Origin of the sequence: Amycolatopsis sp. cg5 (assembly GCF_041346955.1) — a bacterium.
Classification (GTDB): Bacteria; Actinomycetota; Actinomycetes; order Mycobacteriales; family Pseudonocardiaceae; genus Amycolatopsis.
The window spans coordinates 6,490,540-6,505,845 of record NZ_CP166849.1 but is presented as its reverse complement, the minus strand read 5'-3'; the positions used below and the strand labels follow the sequence as shown (position 1 = coordinate 6,505,845).

At 68.6% G+C, this 15,306-nt stretch carries 20 protein-coding genes; 6 read left to right on the top strand and 14 right to left on the bottom strand.

Features of this window, described 5'->3' with window-relative positions; genetic code table 11:
* The first annotated feature begins 23 nt into the window (after positions 1-23).
* Positions 24-761, top strand: coding sequence for a bifunctional 1-(5-phosphoribosyl)-5-((5-phosphoribosylamino)methylideneamino)imidazole-4-carboxamide isomerase/phosphoribosylanthranilate isomerase PriA (priA, locus tag AB5J62_RS28985; protein ID WP_091296492.1), 738 nt, complete (start codon positions 24-26; stop codon positions 759-761).
* Here priA and AB5J62_RS28980 read toward each other — a convergent pair.
* Both AB5J62_RS28980 and AB5J62_RS28975 read right to left on the bottom strand, forming a co-directional pair.
* Positions 758-1,243 carry a DUF1772 domain-containing protein gene (locus tag AB5J62_RS28980; RefSeq protein ID WP_370943109.1) on the bottom strand — a complete coding sequence of 162 codons (486 nt, stop codon included), beginning with the start codon at positions 1,241-1,243 and terminating at the stop codon, positions 758-760. The genes priA and AB5J62_RS28980 overlap by 4 nt on opposite strands.
* A gap of 5 nt (positions 1,244-1,248) precedes the next feature.
* Complete coding sequence (locus tag AB5J62_RS28975) at positions 1,249-2,046, bottom strand: NmrA family transcriptional regulator (RefSeq protein ID WP_370943107.1); 798 nt, start codon at positions 2,044-2,046, stop codon at positions 1,249-1,251.
* 82 nt (positions 2,047-2,128) lie between these two features.
* Between AB5J62_RS28975 and AB5J62_RS28970 the strand changes: the two genes are divergently transcribed.
* Entirely contained in the window at positions 2,129-3,043 is a 915-nt protein-coding gene (locus AB5J62_RS28970) for an AraC family transcriptional regulator (protein ID WP_370943105.1), read from the top strand.
* A 4-nt stretch (positions 3,044-3,047) separates the two neighbouring features.
* Here AB5J62_RS28970 and AB5J62_RS28965 read toward each other — a convergent pair whose 3' ends face one another.
* The 6 genes from AB5J62_RS28965 to AB5J62_RS28940 all read right to left on the bottom strand — a co-directional run bounded on the left by AB5J62_RS28965 (position 3,048) and on the right by AB5J62_RS28940 (position 6,718).
* Positions 3,048-3,626, bottom strand: coding sequence for a Fic/DOC family protein (locus tag AB5J62_RS28965; protein ID WP_370943103.1), 579 nt, complete (start codon positions 3,624-3,626; stop codon positions 3,048-3,050).
* A complete protein-coding gene (locus AB5J62_RS28960) occupies positions 3,623-4,213 on the bottom strand; it encodes a Panacea domain-containing protein (protein ID WP_370943102.1) in 591 nt (196 codons plus the stop codon). The genes AB5J62_RS28965 and AB5J62_RS28960 overlap by 4 nt, the downstream gene beginning before the upstream one ends.
* Before the next feature lie 101 nt (positions 4,214-4,314).
* Complete coding sequence (locus AB5J62_RS28955) at positions 4,315-4,869, bottom strand: hypothetical protein (RefSeq protein ID WP_370943100.1); 555 nt, start codon at positions 4,867-4,869, stop codon at positions 4,315-4,317.
* Positions 4,866-5,249 (bottom strand): PPOX class F420-dependent oxidoreductase, encoded by a 384-nt coding sequence (locus AB5J62_RS28950; RefSeq protein ID WP_370943098.1) that lies wholly within the window; start codon positions 5,247-5,249, stop codon positions 4,866-4,868. The genes AB5J62_RS28955 and AB5J62_RS28950 overlap by 4 nt, the downstream gene beginning before the upstream one ends.
* Before the next feature lie 12 nt (positions 5,250-5,261).
* On the bottom strand, positions 5,262-5,996 hold the full coding sequence (locus tag AB5J62_RS28945; protein WP_370943096.1) for an ABC transporter permease: 735 nt from the start codon (positions 5,994-5,996) through the stop codon (positions 5,262-5,264).
* Positions 5,993-6,718, bottom strand: a complete 726-nt coding sequence (locus AB5J62_RS28940) for an ABC transporter ATP-binding protein (protein WP_370943094.1) — start codon at positions 6,716-6,718, stop codon at positions 5,993-5,995. Before AB5J62_RS28940 ends, AB5J62_RS28945 begins: the two co-directional genes overlap by 4 nt.
* Positions 6,719-6,814: 96 nt before the next feature.
* Here AB5J62_RS28940 and AB5J62_RS28935 point away from each other — a divergent pair, with 96 nt between their 5' ends.
* A complete protein-coding gene (locus AB5J62_RS28935) occupies positions 6,815-8,341 on the top strand; it encodes an alpha/beta hydrolase (protein WP_370943092.1) in 1,527 nt (508 codons plus the stop codon).
* Positions 8,342-8,399: 58 nt separating this feature from the next.
* Here AB5J62_RS28935 and AB5J62_RS28930 read toward each other — a convergent pair whose 3' ends face one another.
* From AB5J62_RS28930 to AB5J62_RS28905, 6 genes are all read right to left on the bottom strand, one after another.
* Positions 8,400-8,954 carry a hypothetical protein gene (locus AB5J62_RS28930; RefSeq protein WP_370943090.1) on the bottom strand — a complete coding sequence of 185 codons (555 nt, stop codon included), beginning with the start codon at positions 8,952-8,954 and terminating at the stop codon, positions 8,400-8,402.
* Positions 8,951-9,451, bottom strand: a complete 501-nt coding sequence (locus AB5J62_RS28925; RefSeq protein WP_370943089.1) for a SigE family RNA polymerase sigma factor — start codon at positions 9,449-9,451, stop codon at positions 8,951-8,953. Before AB5J62_RS28925 ends, AB5J62_RS28930 begins: the two co-directional genes overlap by 4 nt.
* 48 nt (positions 9,452-9,499) lie before the next feature.
* The gene (locus tag AB5J62_RS28920) at positions 9,500-10,693 is read right to left on the bottom strand and encodes a phytase (protein WP_370943087.1); all 1,194 of its coding nucleotides are present in this window, start codon (positions 10,691-10,693) and stop codon (positions 9,500-9,502) included.
* Positions 10,694-10,738: 45 nt separating this feature from the next.
* Positions 10,739-11,317 (bottom strand): TetR family transcriptional regulator, encoded by a 579-nt coding sequence (locus AB5J62_RS28915; protein ID WP_370943085.1) that lies wholly within the window; start codon positions 11,315-11,317, stop codon positions 10,739-10,741.
* 10 nt (positions 11,318-11,327) lie between these two features.
* Complete coding sequence (locus AB5J62_RS28910) at positions 11,328-11,531, bottom strand: hypothetical protein (protein ID WP_370943083.1); 204 nt, start codon at positions 11,529-11,531, stop codon at positions 11,328-11,330.
* 144 nt (positions 11,532-11,675) lie between these two features.
* Entirely contained in the window at positions 11,676-13,601 is a 1,926-nt protein-coding gene (locus tag AB5J62_RS28905; protein ID WP_370943082.1) for a tachylectin-related carbohydrate-binding protein, read from the bottom strand.
* Between the two features lie 220 nt (positions 13,602-13,821).
* On the opposite strand from AB5J62_RS28905, the gene hisF reads away from it, so the two are divergent.
* Genes hisF through hisI form a run of 3 tightly spaced genes read left to right on the top strand, consistent with a single transcriptional unit; the run spans position 13,822 to position 15,301 of the window.
* Positions 13,822-14,583: an imidazole glycerol phosphate synthase subunit HisF gene (gene hisF, locus AB5J62_RS28900; protein ID WP_370943080.1), complete on the top strand. Its 762-nt coding sequence runs from the start codon at positions 13,822-13,824 to the stop codon at positions 14,581-14,583.
* Positions 14,580-14,951 (top strand): hypothetical protein, encoded by a 372-nt coding sequence (locus tag AB5J62_RS28895; RefSeq protein ID WP_370943078.1) that lies wholly within the window; start codon positions 14,580-14,582, stop codon positions 14,949-14,951. Before hisF ends, AB5J62_RS28895 begins: the two co-directional genes overlap by 4 nt.
* Complete coding sequence (hisI, locus tag AB5J62_RS28890; RefSeq protein ID WP_091296448.1) at positions 14,948-15,301, top strand: phosphoribosyl-AMP cyclohydrolase; 354 nt, start codon at positions 14,948-14,950, stop codon at positions 15,299-15,301. The genes AB5J62_RS28895 and hisI overlap by 4 nt, the downstream gene beginning before the upstream one ends.
* The last annotated feature ends 5 nt before the right edge of the window (positions 15,302-15,306 follow it).

The following is a 15,306-nucleotide window of genomic DNA, read 5'->3' as shown; positions in this document are numbered from 1 at the left end:
TGTGGACGTCATAGAGTTACGGAGTGACTTTCACGCTCCTTCCCGCCGTTGACGTGGCCGACGGCCAGGCCGTGCGCCTGGTCCAGGGCGAGGCCGGTACCGAGACCTCCTATGGCAGCCCGCTCGAGGCGGCGCTGCAGTGGCAGCGCGACGGCGCCGAGTGGATCCATCTGGTCGACCTCGACGCCGCGTTCGGCAAGGGCTCCAACCGCGAGCTGCTCGCCGAGGTCGTCGGCAAGCTCGACGTGCAGGTCGAGCTGTCCGGCGGCATCCGCGACGACGCTTCGCTGGAGGCCGCGCTGGCCACCGGCGCCCGCCGCGTCAACCTCGGCACCGCCGCGCTCGAGGACCCGGACTGGACCGCGAAGGTGATCAAGTCGCACGGCGACCGCGTCGCGATCGGCCTCGATGTGCGGATCAGCGAGGCGGGCCACCGCCTGTCCGCGCGCGGCTGGACCTCCGACGGCGGCGACCTGTGGGAGACGCTGGAGCGGCTCGACCGCGACGGCGCCAGCCGCTACGTGGTCACCGACGTCAGCAAGGACGGCACCCTGCGCGGGCCGAACATCGACCTGCTGCGCGAGGTGGCCGCCCGTACCGACGCGCCGGTGATCGCGTCCGGCGGAGTGTCCAGTGTGGACGACCTGCGCGCGATGGCCGCGTACACCCGCGACGGCATCGAGGGCTCCATCGTCGGAAAGGCCCTGTACGCGGGAGCTTTCACGCTTCCGGAAGCCCTCGCGGCCGTCGCGGAGTTCTAGTTCGACCACAGGATGACGGCGAGGCCTGCCGCCGGGAGCAGGCCCGCCAGCGTCCGGACGTGGTTCCAGCGCGTCCAGTTCTTGAGGTAGTCCTGCCACAGCGCGGCCGCGTCGGCGGACGCCGGATCCTGTACCGCGGCGAGCGCGTTGTTGAGCGGCACGTGGTAACCCATGGTCAGGAAGACGATCCCGGCCAGGTAGACCGCCGCGCACAGCAGCATCGGGATGGCGAACTTCTGGTCCCAGACCCGGAACGACCACACGATCAGCACGACGCACAGCAGCGCGGTCCCGAACATCGCGGGCATGAACGCCGATCTGACGATTCTCACGTTGATCGAGTTCATCGCGTTGATGCCCTGCTCGGCCGGGATGTCCCCGAACGACTGCATGATGAAGGTCGAGAAGGCGAAGAACACTCCGCCGACCAGCCCGGCCCCGACGATGGTCAAAATGACGACAATGGACAGTGAAGTGCTCATTTTCTTCATGCCTCCCAGGCGCCCCTAGCGGCGGCTTCGCGAGCGTAGTCGGTGAAATCGCGCGGCGCCCGGCCCAGCGCCCGCTGCACGCCGTCGGCGACGCGGGCGTTGCGGCCGTCGAGCACCTCGGTGAACAGATAATTGAGCAATGCCAGCACATCGGCGGGGATTTCCGGGCTCGCGAACTCCTCGAAGGTGATCTGCTGAAAGCGGATGTCACGCCCGGCGGCCTTGGCGATCTCGGCGGTCGCCTCGGCGAAGGTCAGCAGCCGCGGCCCGGTCAGCTCGTACACCTCGCCGATGTGCTTGGCGTCGCTGAACGCGGCGACGGCGACATCCGCGATGTCATCGGCGTCGACGAACGGCTCGGGCGTGTCGCCGGCGGGCAGCGCGACGGTCCCGTCGAGCACAGGCTCGAGCAGGTACCCCTCGCTGAAGTTCTGGTCGAACCAGCTCGCCCGCAGAATCGTCCAGTCGGCACCGTACGCCTGAACGGCCCGTTCCCCGGCCTCAGCGCCCTCCTCACCCCGGCCCGAAAGCAGCACGAGCCGCTTGGCGCCCTGCGCGACGGCGAGTTCGGCGAACGCGCCGACGGTCTCGGCGGCACCCGGAACCGCGAGGTCGGGGAAGTAGGAAAGGTAGGCGGCGTCCATGCCTTCGAGTGCGGGCTCCCAGGTCGAGCGGTCTTCCCAATCGAAAGCCGGGCTGCCCTGCCGCGACCCGACGCGGGCGTCGTCGCCCAGCCTCTGAGCGACGCGGCCACCGGTCTTGCCGGTGCCTCCGGTGATCAAGGTGTTTGTCATGGGACTTAGTTAAGCCGCGCTTCGTGAGACTCTCCATAGCTGAGGATCGCAATTACATAAGCGAGCGTCTAAGGTGGTGTGCATGGACGCACTCGCCGGTTTGCTGGACGGTCCCCGTGCCCAAGGCGCCTTCCTGCTCCGCTCGGTCTTGAACCCGCCTTGGTCGATGCGCATCCAGGACGAGGCGCCCCTGACCGTGGTCGCGGTTGTGAACGGATCCGCGTGGATCGACGAGGTGCTGTTGTCCGCGGGCGACGTCGCGATCATGCGCGGCCCTGACCCGTACACGGTCGCCGACGACCCGTCGACCCCGGTGCAGGTGATCATCCATCCCGGCCAGCGCTGCGTGACCCCGGACGGCCAGGAGGTCGAGATGCGCGACCTCGGCACCCGCACCTGGGGCAACGACCTCGACGGCTCGACGACTCTGCTGACCGGCACCTACCAGATGCGCGGCGAAGTCAGCGCCCGCCTGCTGAACGCCTTGCCGCCGCGGGTGGTCGTGTCGGCCGAGGGACCGTTGATTCCGTTGCTGGCCGAGGAAATCGGCAAGGACCAGCCCGGCCAGGAGGCGGTTTTGGACCGGCTGCTGGATTTGCTGCTGATCGACACGTTGCGCCGATGGTTCTCCCGGCCCGAAGCCGAGGCGCCCGCTTGGTATCGGGCGCACAGTGATCCTGTCGTCGGGCCCGCGCTTCGGTTGCTGCACAACAACCCCGCGCATCCGTGGACGGTCGCGAACCTCGCTTCGGAGACCGGGATCTCGCGGGCGGCTTTGGCCCGGCGGTTCACGGACCTGGTGGGGGAGCCGCCGATGTCGTTCTTGACCGGGTGGCGGCTGGCGATGGCCGCGGACCTTCTGCGTGAGCCGGATGCGACGGTCGGCTCGGTCGCGCAGCGGGTGGGTTATGGGAGCGCTTTCGCTCTGAGCACGGCTTTCAAGCGGGAGCGCGGGGTGAGTCCGCGCGAATACCGACTCTCGCTCAGCGGCGTTTGAGGGCTTACATCCGGACGACGACCGGTTCGAGGACCTCGACGAGTTTCCGGGTGCTCGCGGTGATGAGATTGTGCTCTGACGCCGCGATATTGTCGGCTCTGTTCAGGGCGGACCAGTCAAGGCGCCAGCCCGCGGCCGCTGACAGCTGACGTAGGAATGCCCGCAACGTTCGACCGTTTCCTTCGCGGAAAGGATGCCGGGCGTTGAGTTCACCGTAGAATTCCGCGAGCAGTGCGATGAAGGGGTCGCGCCGAAGTCCTGTCAGCCAGCCGTGATTCTCAAGCTTGGCCAGCACCGCCGAGGTCTCGTCCTCGACATACTGCCACGAGCAAAAGGGTGACTTGTCTTTGCTGATGTTGACTGTTCGCGTCTTGCCTGCCCAGTCATAGATATCCCTGAACAGTGCGTAGTGGAAGCTCTGCAGGTGTGCGAGATTGTATTCGCCTGGCAAACTTTCGCGGGCGAGTTCGACATCCCGGGCACTGACGATACGCGCTTCGACTTCTTTGAGTTTCGAAGCGTCGGAGATACCCAGCTTGTTGCGCAGGCAGTGCCCGCCGGGAACGCTGTACGGATCGGTCACTGACTCTGGGCTCGCCGGATTTCTTCCGCGATCAGGTCGTCGGCCGACCGTGCGCCGGTCGCGACCTCGCGGAGCGTTTGCTGCCACTCGTCGTCGAGGTCGACACCCTCCATCGCCGAGCTGGCGGCGGCTTGGGCGACCGCGATGTCGGGATCTGTGCGCTGCCGGGCGTAGAAATACCGCATCTGGTCTTGGGAGATCTGCGCGGTCGACTTCTCGTCCTCTTCGCAGAGCCCCCGTGCGGACCTCCACGGCGTTTCCATGTGCGTCATCCGCGAGAGCGCCTCGGCGGAAAAGTGGGCGTACTTGCCGAGCACCCAGTCCAGCGTGCTCAGCTGCTCGGCGGTGAGTTCCCGCTCACTGCCGTGCGGCCAATCCTGAACCTGGTACTTCTTGCTGTGTCTCGCGTAGAGGGACGGTGTGACCGGACCCTGCTGCCAGGCTTCGATCCGCTCCTCGAACATCGGCTCGCCGTGGAAAACGAGATGCCAGGCTTGGCTGTAGTAGACGAGTTTCTGCAGCTTCATCGTCGTGATCGCGCCGGTTCTCCGTACCACCGCGGCCGCCACATCGTGGGCGCTTGTCATGGGTCACACCTCCCTTCGCGAGACTTCCAGTCTACCCCGCGCGTGGTGTCCGTACCGCGTGCAGAGGGGTACTGATCAGGTGTTTTCCGTTCGCCGATCCCCTACGACCAGTCCGTTTGGTAGCCGTCGGGCCGGATGAGATCGAGCAGTTCCTCGTCGCTCGGCCGATGCAGCCGGGTGAGCATTCCCTTCAACGCGGTGACGTCCGCCGTCGTGCCGAACGCCTGCACGCCGAAGATCCGATCCCCGGCGGGCCGGTACAGGTTCACCGACGCCTGGCCTTCGCCGATCTTCGGCGCGTCCATGCGGATGAAGCCGTCGCCGAGGTCGGTGCAGCGCACGACCGCCGTCGCGCCGCAGTCGACACCGCCGGAGAAAGCGAACGTGTTCTCCCGCTCCAGCTTGCGGATCGCGTAGTTGAACGGGACGCCGTTCAGGTCGAACGACAGCGCGAACCCCTGGTTGTCGATGCTCCCGGTGCTGTGCGGCATGCCGTCAGGTACCAGGAGTTCCGCGCGGGGCCAGGGCGATGACCGGGTGAGGTCGTGCAGGTCGCGGCGGTCTTTTTCGCGCAGGTGCGACGAAATGCCTGCGGCGGCAAAGGCCGCGACGGCGATGAGGGCGCCTGCGGCGACCAGGGCGCGCTTGCGGTTCACCCGAGCTTGATGGCGACGCCGATGGTCCGGTCGCGCGGCCCGCGGAGCTTGCTGAAGAACATCGTCACCTGCCCGACCACGCCGTACTTCTTCGCGATCAGCTTGCGGACGCGCTCGGTCCCCTCGTCGTCGAGCAGCCGGGCCTCGCCGGTGACGACCGCGCCGTGGGTCTGCTTGCCGCGCAGGTCACAGGCCTGGAGTTCGACGCGGCCGCTGTTGCGGATGCGCTTGATCTTGCCTGCCTTGCGCTCGGACCACAGCACGATCTCGCCGTTGTCGCCCGCGGCCCACAGTGGCGTCGCGACCGGGACGCCGGTCTTGCGGAACGTCGTCAGCATCAGGTACTTCTCGGCGGCGAGGCGCTCGTACTCGGATCCCATGAGAGCAAAATACTAGGGCGTGCGCCGACGCAGCGTCGCCGCGCCGAGCACGAGCGCGGCCAGCGCGCAGCATGCCACGACCAGCAGGTTCCGGAGCAACGTCGCGTCGACGGTCGACGAGGTCGTCACCCGGGTGAGTGCTTCGACGGCGTACGAAAGCGGCATGACGTTCGAGAGCCAGTTCAGCAGCCAGCCCATCTGACCGCGGGGCATGAACAGGCCGCACAGCAGGATCTGGGGCAGCACGAACACCGGCATGAACTGGACGGCCTGGAACTCCGTGCGTGCGAAGGCGCTGACGAACAGGCCGAGCGCCATGCCGAGCAGTGCGTCGAGCACGGCGATGAGCAGGAGTGTCCACATCGAACCGTTGATCTCCAAACCCAGCCAGGCCAAGGAAATCCCGGTCGCGATCGCGACCTGGGCCACCGCGATCAGGCCGAACGCGAGCGCGTAGCCGAAGAGCAGGTCGAGCCTGCCGATCGGCATCGTCATCAGGCGCTCGAGCGTTCCGGTCGTGCGCTCGCGCAGGGTGGTGATCGAGGTGATCAGGAACATGATCAGGAACGGGAAGACGCCGAGCAGCGCGGGTGCGATGTGGCTGAACAGCAGCTCGTTGTTGAACACGAAGCGCAGCAGCACCATCAGCAGTGACGGCACGAGGAGCAGCATCGCGACCGTGCGGTGATCGTGCCTGAGCTGGGTGAGGATGCGGCGGGCGGTGGCGAGGACGAGTGCGGGGTTCATGACGGGGTCACCTCGGTTTCGCGGACGAGCCGCAGGAAGGCCTGCTCCAGATCCGCGGCCTCGGTGCGGTCGCGCAGATTCTGGGGTGTGTCGTCGGCGAGCAGCTTGCCGTCGCGCATGAGGAGCAGGCGGTCGCAGCGCGCCGCCTCGTCCATCACGTGACTGGACACGAGCAGCGCCACGCCCTTCTCGGCGAGCCTGCGGAACAGGCCCCACAGCTCGTCGCGCAGCACGGGGTCGAGTCCGACGGTCGGCTCGTCGAGCACGAGTAGCTCGGGAGTGCCGAGCAGCGCGACCGCGAGGTTGGCGCGGTTGAGCTGGCCGCCGGAGAGCGAGCCGACGAGCTTGCCCGCGTGGTCGGCGAGGCCGACTTCGGTGATCACTCTGTCCACATCGGACTTCGGCGCGCGCAGCACGTCGGCGAAGTAGCGCAGTGACTCCGTCACCGTCATGTCCGCGTAGATGGCCGGACTCTGCGTCGCGTAGCCGATCAGCCTGCGCAGCGGTGGCGAGCCCGCCGGGTGGCCGAGCACGGTGACCGTGCCCGCTTCCACGATCTGCACGCCGACGATCGCGCGCATGAGCGTGGTCTTGCCGCAGCCACTCGGCCCGAGCAGGCCGGTGACCACCCCGCGCGGCACGTCGAAGCCCACCTCGTCGACGACCACGCGACCGCCGCGCCGGACCCGCAGGCCGGCGACCGAGATCGCAGAATTAGCCATGTGTTTAATTCTGCGCTCGATGACTTCCGGAGTCAACCTCGGGCCGGTCTGGGAGTCTTACGGACGTTGAATCCTGACCACCTGGAGGTATTTCGCGTGAGATCACGCCTGGGGGTCCTGTTCGGTGCGGTCGTCGCACTGACGGGGCTAATCTCCGTGCCCGCGTTCGCGGACGGCTACAGCGACGTCCGCGTCGACGTCGCGGCCACCCCGAAGCTGGACTGGACCGACTGCGACGGCGGTTTCCAGTGCGCCACCGCGTCCGTCCCGCTCGACTACGACCGGCCGTTCGGCCAGAAGATCGACCTCGCCCTCATCCGGCTGCGCGCCGGCGATCCGGCGAAGCGCATCGGCAGCCTGTTCGTGAACTTCGGCGGCCCCGGCTCGTCCGGGGTGGACCGGCTGCGTCAGCGCGCGGAACGCACCTGGATCTTCTCGCCGGAGCTCAAGGCCCGGTTCGACCTCGTCTCGTGGGACCCGCGCGGCATCGCGCGCAGCGCGGGCGTCCGCTGCTTCCCGACCGAGGCCGAGCAGCAGGCCTTCTATGCCGCCCGCCCCGAAATGCCGGGCGATCCCAGCGGTGAGGCCGCGTTCTACGCCGACGCGAAAGCGCTCGCGGCGCATTGCCAGTCGCAGGCGGGCGAGATCCTCAAGCACGTTTCGACCGCCAACACCGCTCGCGACCTCGAACTGCTGCGCCGCGCCGTCGGCGACGCGAAGCTGACCTATCACGGGATCTCGTACGGCACGCAGCTCGGCGCGATCTACGCGAACCTGTTCCCCGGCCGGATCCGCGCGATGGCGTTCGACGGGTCGATGGACTTCGTCGGCAACGTCTCCGGCCACGGCGACCAGGGCACCACGGTCCCGCTCGACAGCCGCCAGGACGTTCCGCGCGGCATCGCCGAGACCTTCGAGTACTTCCTGCAGCAGTGCACGCTGGCAGGCCCGAAGTGTGCTTTCTCGGCCGGTGACCCGCGCGCGAAGTGGGAAGCGATCGTCGCGAAGGCCAAGCAGGGGCCGATCGTCGTCGACGGGACTTCGTACAGCTACTCCGCGATCGTGAACGCCGCGGGCGATCTGTCCATCCCGAGTGGATACGCCGACACGGCCTCGCTGCTTCAGAAGCTTTACGACGCACCGGCAACCCGTTCGGCTTTCGCCTCGGGGGAGCCTTATCTGAGCAATCGCGACGAGGCGTTCAACGCGATCCAGTGCTCGGACAGCGTCTTCCCGCGTGACCCCGCCGTCTACAGCGCCGCGGCCGTCTCCGAGGACCGGCGGGTGCCGTACTTCGGCCGCATCGGCGTGTTCGACATGATGAGCTGCGCGTTCTGGCAGGCCAAGGACGACGACCGCTACGTCGGCCCGTGGAACCGCAAGACCTCGGCGCCGATCCTGGTGCTCAACGCCCGGTTCGATCCGTCGACGCCGCTGCACGGCGCGTACGACGGCGCGAAGCAGCTCGCCCGCGCCCAGGTGAACGTGATCGAAGGCTCCGGCCACAGCACCATGTTCGCGATCAGCACCTGCGCCGAGAAGCTGAAGCGCGAGTACCTGTTCACCGGTGTCCTGCCGCCGGCGAGCGCCTCCTGCAAGGTGGACGCCCCGCCGTTCGGCTGAGCTCGACCGTGACTTAGCGGGCTTTACTCCCGGGAGTAAAGCCCGCTAAATCCCCGGGCTAGGGGACCTCGACGGTGTCCGCGATGCGCAAGGCGGTCGGCCGCGCGTCGGGCACGCCGGTCAGCCGGAGCTGCAGCACGTGCGCCTCGTCGGGGAGCCAGGTCAGCACGGACACGTTCGTCTTCTCGGTGAACTCGGAGACGCGGCCCTTGATCAGGATCTGCGACTGCAGCCGCGAGATCCGGACCGCGTCGTCCGACCACTCGCGCTCGTCGGTGCCGTGGATCGTCAGCTCGATCTCGGCCGCGCCGGACCGCCAGCGCCTGCTGTCCTCGCCGCCGGGCTGTTCGACGAAACCGGCGGGGAGCCAGCCCGCGGCGACCTGCACCCGCGTCCGCTCCTGATCCTGCGGGATCAGCTTGATCCCCAGCGGCACCCCGGCCGCCACCACGACCACGGCCGCGGCGACCGCGACCAGCCGCGCCACCGGACGGGGCTTGGCGCGGTGCATGAGCCGTTCGCGGACGTGGCCCGCGTCGGGCGCGCGCGAGGCGATCTGGTCGAGTCCGCTGCGCAGGAGCGTCTCGGCCTGCTCGTCGGTCAGTCGGCTCATCGCGGTGCTCCGGTGGGCTCTCGGGTGGTCTCGATGTCGCGCAAGGTCTGGAACGCCCGCGAGATCTGGCTGCGCACGGTCGAGGTGCCGCAGTTCAGCACCGCGGCGATCTCCTCGTCCGAGTAGTTCTCGTAGAACCGGAGCACCACGGCCGCCCGCTGTTTGCGTGGCAGCTTGGCGAGCCGCTTGAACATGGCGTCGCGCTCGGTGTAGCCGATGCTCGGGTCGTCCAGCGGCGGGCTCAGCGCGTCGAGCAGCTCGGGGGTGGATGGTGTGACCGCGCGCACGGCGCGGCGCCTGCGCCACGACAGGTACTCGTTGGTGACCATCCGGCGGACGTAGGTGGGCGGATGCTCGATCCGCGCCCACCGCTGCTGAGCGCGCAGCAGCACGTCCTGGACGATGTCCTGCGCCAGATGCGGATCGTCGGTGAGGACGGTCGCGTAGCGCAGGAGCCCGTCCAGCCGCTCGGCCACGAACTCCTCGAAGGGGGTCACGTAGTCACAGACGCACGAGCGGCCGGACCTGCTGCGTCGAAGTGAGATTTATTTCGTCGGCACGTCCTGGAGCGGGACGAAGGCGAACCCGGTGGTCGGCAGGTCGCCGGCGGCGGGACGGCGCTCGCCGTCGTGCACCACGAGCAGGCCGCGCGGGAACCTCGGCCCGAGGTAGGCGGTGCTGATGGTGGCGCCGTCGGAGTGCTCGACCGAGTCAGTGCCGCGACCTGCGACGATCCGGAAGTCGACGGTGGACCGCCCGTAGCGCACGAACCGCGAGTCGCCCTGGCTCGACGCGAGCAGCGTGCCGTGGTCGAGCGCGAGTCCCTCGGCGTCGGCGGTGAGTTTGGAGTGGATGTCGAACCCGGGGTCGGGCCCGTCGTCGACGCAGGTCTCGGTCGCGGCGTCGTAGTGCTGGGGAAGGCCGAACGAGCGGACCTTGTCGATGAGCGCCGGCTTACCGAACCCGGCTTCGCCCAGCGGGATCCGCCAGATGCCGACGTCCTCCTGCGCGGTGTAGACCACCCGGTTCGCGGAGTCGATCACGGTGCCCTCGAACTGCGGGCCCTCGCCCGGCTCTTCGCACGGCGACCAGGATTTGCCGTTCGGCAGGGTGAACACCGACGGCATGTCGAGCTTGGTGACGACCTCGGTGCCGATCTTGCCGCCCGGCTTGTCGACAAGTCGCAAAAGCGCCAGCCGCGCCTCGTGGCGCTGGGTGGTGACGACCAGCCTGCCCAGTCCGGCGGCGAGCCCGTACACGGTGCGCTGATCGTCCACATCGGACTCGGTGGCCGAGAACACCGGCTTCGCGGCGAGATCGGTGACGTCGGTGAGCACGTCCGGCCCCGCCGAGATCCTGTACACCCGGATCCGGTCACGTCCCCGGTCGCTCACCACGGCGAGATCCCCGATGACGTCGACGTTGTTGAACCGTCCCGGCGCGGCGTCCGGCCCCGGCTTCGGCGGGGCGGGCACGTGCGCGATCTGGCGCGCGCTCAGGTCGAACGCGGCGAGCCCGCCCTCCTTGAGCGCGCCGAGCACGACGCTGCGCTCGGGGTGGCGCGGGTTCACCCAGATCGCCGGATCGTCGGCGTCCGCGTTGGCCGGATCGGCCGCACCGTCGTCGACGAACGCGCGCGTCTGCAAAACCGGCGAGGGCTGACAGGCCGCGTCAGCGGGCGTGGCGCCCAGCAGCAGGACGGCCACGGCGGGAATCGGGAGGAATCGTGCGATGCTCACCGGCCGGAACCTAAGCCCGGCGGATGGCCAGAACGTGAACGAGGCTCAACCATCGCCGTCGAGGTAGTGCTGGACGACCGGCGCGAGCAGCTCGACCAGCTCATCCGGCGTCGCGTCGGCCAGCGCGGGCACCCGCACGATGTACCGCAGCAGCGCGACGCCCATCATCTGCGCCGCGGCCGCGGCCACCCGGGTCCGCGGGATGCCCCTGGCCTCGGCGACCTTGGCGAGCACGGCCTGTTCCATGAACTGCCGCATCATGCCCGCCGCCGCCTCGCTGGTCGCGGCCGACCGCAGCATGGCGAGGAACGGCGCCCGGCCGTCCGGCGTCTCCCAGAAGCCCAGGAACATCCGGACCAGCCGTTCCCCGGTCTCCTCCACCGGCCCGCTCAGGATCAGCGGGACGACGACCTCCGGGTCGACCGGGATGTTCATCGCCGCGACGAACAGCTTCTGCTTGCTCCCGAAGAAATGGTGCAGCAGCGCGGCGTTGACCCCGGCGTCCGCCGCGATGCCGCGCACGGTCGCCCCGGAGTACCCCTGCGCGCCGAACCGCTGCCTGGCGGCGTCGAGTATCCGCTCGCGGGTCTCCGTCTGCCCCGGTCGCCTGCCAGCCTGTGCCATGTCAGCGAGCTTAGGAGGTGGAGCGGATGCCCGCCCCACCTCCCAGCGTGATCACGCTGACCGTCGGATCGGTCGCGGGCACGGCCTCGCCGAGATCGACCTGTACCCATGGCCGGTACGAACCCGCCGGGCAGTTCCTGGCCGGTGGACCGGAGGTGGCCGTCCTTAGTGGTCCTCGCAGCCGGTTGGCGGTTGTCTCGGTCCACTCGGCCACCCACTGCCTGCCGGTGAAGACCCCCAGTCCTGTCAGGGAAAAACCGGTGTTTCCGGCTCTGGGAAGATCGTTGCACGGCACACCGACAAAAACGCTGCCACCGCCGGAGAACCCAGTGGTGGCAGCGTTTTTCGGCGAATCGGGTCAGCCCTTGACGGCCTTGCCGAGCTTCTTGAAGGAGTACTGCGGAGCCGCGGCCTTGGCAGCCGCGGCCGGTGCCGAGCTGTAGACGTAGACGTTCTCGTCCGTGTCGCGGTAGGTGAACGCGAGCACGCCCGTCTTGAGGACGATCAGCGACGGGTCGGTCGCGGTGGCCACGAAGTGCTCCGGGTCGACCGGGACCCACGCGCGGTAGGACCCGTCCGCGGCCTGGCCGGTGGACTGCACGTGGTTCTGCTCGTCACGGACGACGACCTCGATGCCGGACGCCGTGAGCACCGCGGACGGCTGGCCGACGGCCCTGACGCCGGTGAGCGCGGGCAGTGCGGTCCACGCCTGCGGCCAGGTGCTGTCGGTCTTCTGCTTCTGCGTGTAGACGACGCCGTCCGCGCCGATCGCGTACGCCTGCATGGTGTGATCGGCGTTCAGCACCGCGGCGGCCGGGCCGAGGTTGGCGGGCCCGCCCAGCGGCAGGATCTGCGTCGGGATGCCACAGCCGACGTACTGGGCCGACTGGTAGCCGCCGTCACGGCCGCGCAGCAGCAGCCGCTTGGTGGTGCCGTCGGTGACGTACACCGGGGCGTCGGCGGCGAACTGCGCCGTCCCGGTCAGCTGGCGGTACCAGATCGGGCTGTAGCCGTCCGGTCCGGCGGTCCGGCAGTACAGCTTGCCGTCGGCGGCGTTCACCGCGTGGACCACCAGGTTGTTCGGATCGGTGTTCCCGACGGTCGACGGGCTCGCGAAGCCGCCACCGAGGTCGCTCGTGCCGAGCGGCGTGCCGTCGGGTTTGACGGCCGTGGTCCGCGCGACCGAGTCACGGCCCTGGGTGAGGACGTGCACGGTGCCGTCGGACCGCTGTGCCGCCGACGGCGTGCCGTTCACCGCGGCGCCGGCGACCTCGTGCAGCGTGATGTCACTGGCGAGGTCCGGCTGCGAGCCGACGATCAGCTTGCCCGCACCGTCCACATAGGAGTATTCGAGCGCGCCGCCGGACGACTGCAGCAGCGTGGTCCGCGCGTGCGGGCGGACCGTGATCGGCGCGGTCGGGTTGAAGTTCTTCTGCAGCTTGCAGGCGTTCGACGTCGCGACCAGGTCGGTGAACGAGTCCCAGCCGCCGAACCCGATGGTCGACGGCGAGTTGGCCGTCCAGGCCCCGGCGTCCTCCTGGTAGCGGTACCAGCGCAGGTCACCGCCCCAGGTCGCGACGTACAGGATGTCGCCGCCCGCCGAGGTGATGTTCTTGTAGTCGCCCCAGCCGCCGTTGCCGACGCGGGTCGGCTCCTGCAGGAACCGCTGCGCCGACACGTTGTACCTGGCGCGGTCGAGGTTGCCGTCGGGCGTGCGGCCGTAGACCACCCCGTCGCCTGCGGCGACGATCAGGTCGTACCCGCCCCAGCCGCCGGCCAGTTCCTTCTTGGTCCAGCTGTGCGTCGTTTCGTTGTAGCGGCGCCACATGAGCGTGCTGCCCGCGCCGACGGAGTAGATGTCGCCGCGCTCGTCGACGGCGATCCGGTTGCGGTACTCCGGCCGGTCCCAGCCTGCCCAGTCGTTGTCGACCACTTCACCGGAATCGTCGGTCCAGTGGTCACCGGCCCAGACATAGCGCAGCAATTCACCACTGGGCCGGAACGCCCAAATGACGCCATTCGGCCCAGCGATCACTCGGCTGAATTGCGCCCAGCCACCGTTCCCGATGACCGGGCTATCGCTTTCCAGCGCTTTGCCGGTTTCCGGATCCTGGTGCTCGATATAGCGGACATCGTCATCGACCGCGAACAGTGGAACGGCCGCTGAGCAGCGCAAAGCCACCGCCGCGGCGGCAGGTGTGGTGGTGACGGCCAGCGGCGTGACCGCCAGTATCGCGGAAACCAGCGCAGCCCGAATAGGCGCACGTCTTCCTCGGAAATTCATGCGTTCAATACCCCATGTTGTCGAAATGTCGGCGACAGACCGGACCCCCGGAAGAATGTCCACCCCAACCGTTAAACGTTATCCCACTTCGCACCGCGAGGTCTGTGACCCGGATCACGATGGTGGGTCGTGAGTGGTATTGCCGGTTCTAACCGGCGATACCACTCACGACCCCTGAGCCGCGTTCGAACGCTCGGACCTGCGTAAGTAGGCTCGTGGCATGTCTGTAGCGGTCAGGGTGATCCCGTGTCTCGACGTCGACGCCGGTCGGGTGGTCAAGGGGGTCAACTTCGCCGACCTGCGCGACGCGGGCGATCCGGTCGAGCTGGCGCGGGCCTATGACGCCGAGGGTGCCGACGAGCTCACGTTCCTCGATGTCACGGCGTCCTCCGGCAACCGGGAGACCACGTTCGACGTGGTGCGCCGGACCGCCGAGCAGGTGTTCATCCCGCTCACGGTCGGCGGCGGCGTGCGGTCCACCGAGGACGTGAACCGGCTGCTGCGGACCGGCGCCGACAAGGTGAGCATCAACACGGCCGCCATTTCGCGGCCTGAGCTGCTCCAGGAGGCGTCGCGACGGTTCGGCGCGCAGTGCGTCGTGCTGTCGGTCGACGCGCGGCGCGGCGGGGAGACCGAGTCCGGCTTCGAGGTGACCACGCACGGCGGCCGCAAGGGCACCGGCATCGACGCCGTCGAGTGGGCCGCGCGGGGCGAGGAGCTCGGGGTCGGGGAGATCCTGCTCAACTCGATGGACGCCGACGGCACCAAGAACGGGTTCGACATCGAGCTCATCGAGCTGGTGCGCAAGGCCGTGCGGGTGCCGGTGATCGCCAGCGGCGGCGCCGGCGCGCTCGAGCACTTCCTGCCCGCCGTGGAAAGCGGCGCGGACGCGGTGCTCGCGGCCAGTGTGTTCCACTTCGGACAGTTGAAGATCAGCGAGGTCAAGGCGTCGCTGCGGGAAGGCGGGGTGGTGGTCCGATGAAGAACGCCATGATCGAGGTCAAGATCGTGGTCGGCCTGTTCCTCGGCATCGCGCTCGCCTGGACGCTGCTGATCGCCTTCGAGGTGCTGTTCGTCGACGCCAGGCCGCTGTCCTTCCTGGTGCCGGTCGCCAGCCTGATCCTCGGCGGGCTCGTGGTGGCCGGGATGGCGTTGCGGATGCCGTCCTCGCGGATCGCCGGATTCGTGGTGGCGGGCCTGTTCGGGCTGCTGCACGCGCTCTTCATGCTGGGCGCGCAACTCTGGTGGGTGAAAGTGTTCTCCGGGCTGGCCTTCGCCGGGTACATGTACGCCGCGGTGCTGCTCAACTCGATGCCGGTGCGCCGGTTCGTGCTCGGGGCGAAGGCATGAGCCTCGACCCGGACCTCGCGGCGCGCCTCAAGCGCAACGCCGACGGCCTGATCTGCGCTGTGGTCGTCGAGCACAGCACGTCCGACGTGCTCATGGTCGCCTGGATGGACGACGAGGCGCTCGACCTGACATTGACCACCCGGCGTGCTACTTACTTCTCACGCAGCCGTCAGAAACTGTGGGTCAAGGGTGAGACGTCGGGTCACACGCAGTACGTCCGCGAAGTGCGGATCGACTGCGACGCCGATACCGTCCTCCTGCGCGTCGACCAGACCGGCCCGGCCTGTCACACCGGCGAGCACAGCTGTTTCGACTCCGATGAGCGCCTGCTCCTCGCCGAAGAGAAGTGAGACCT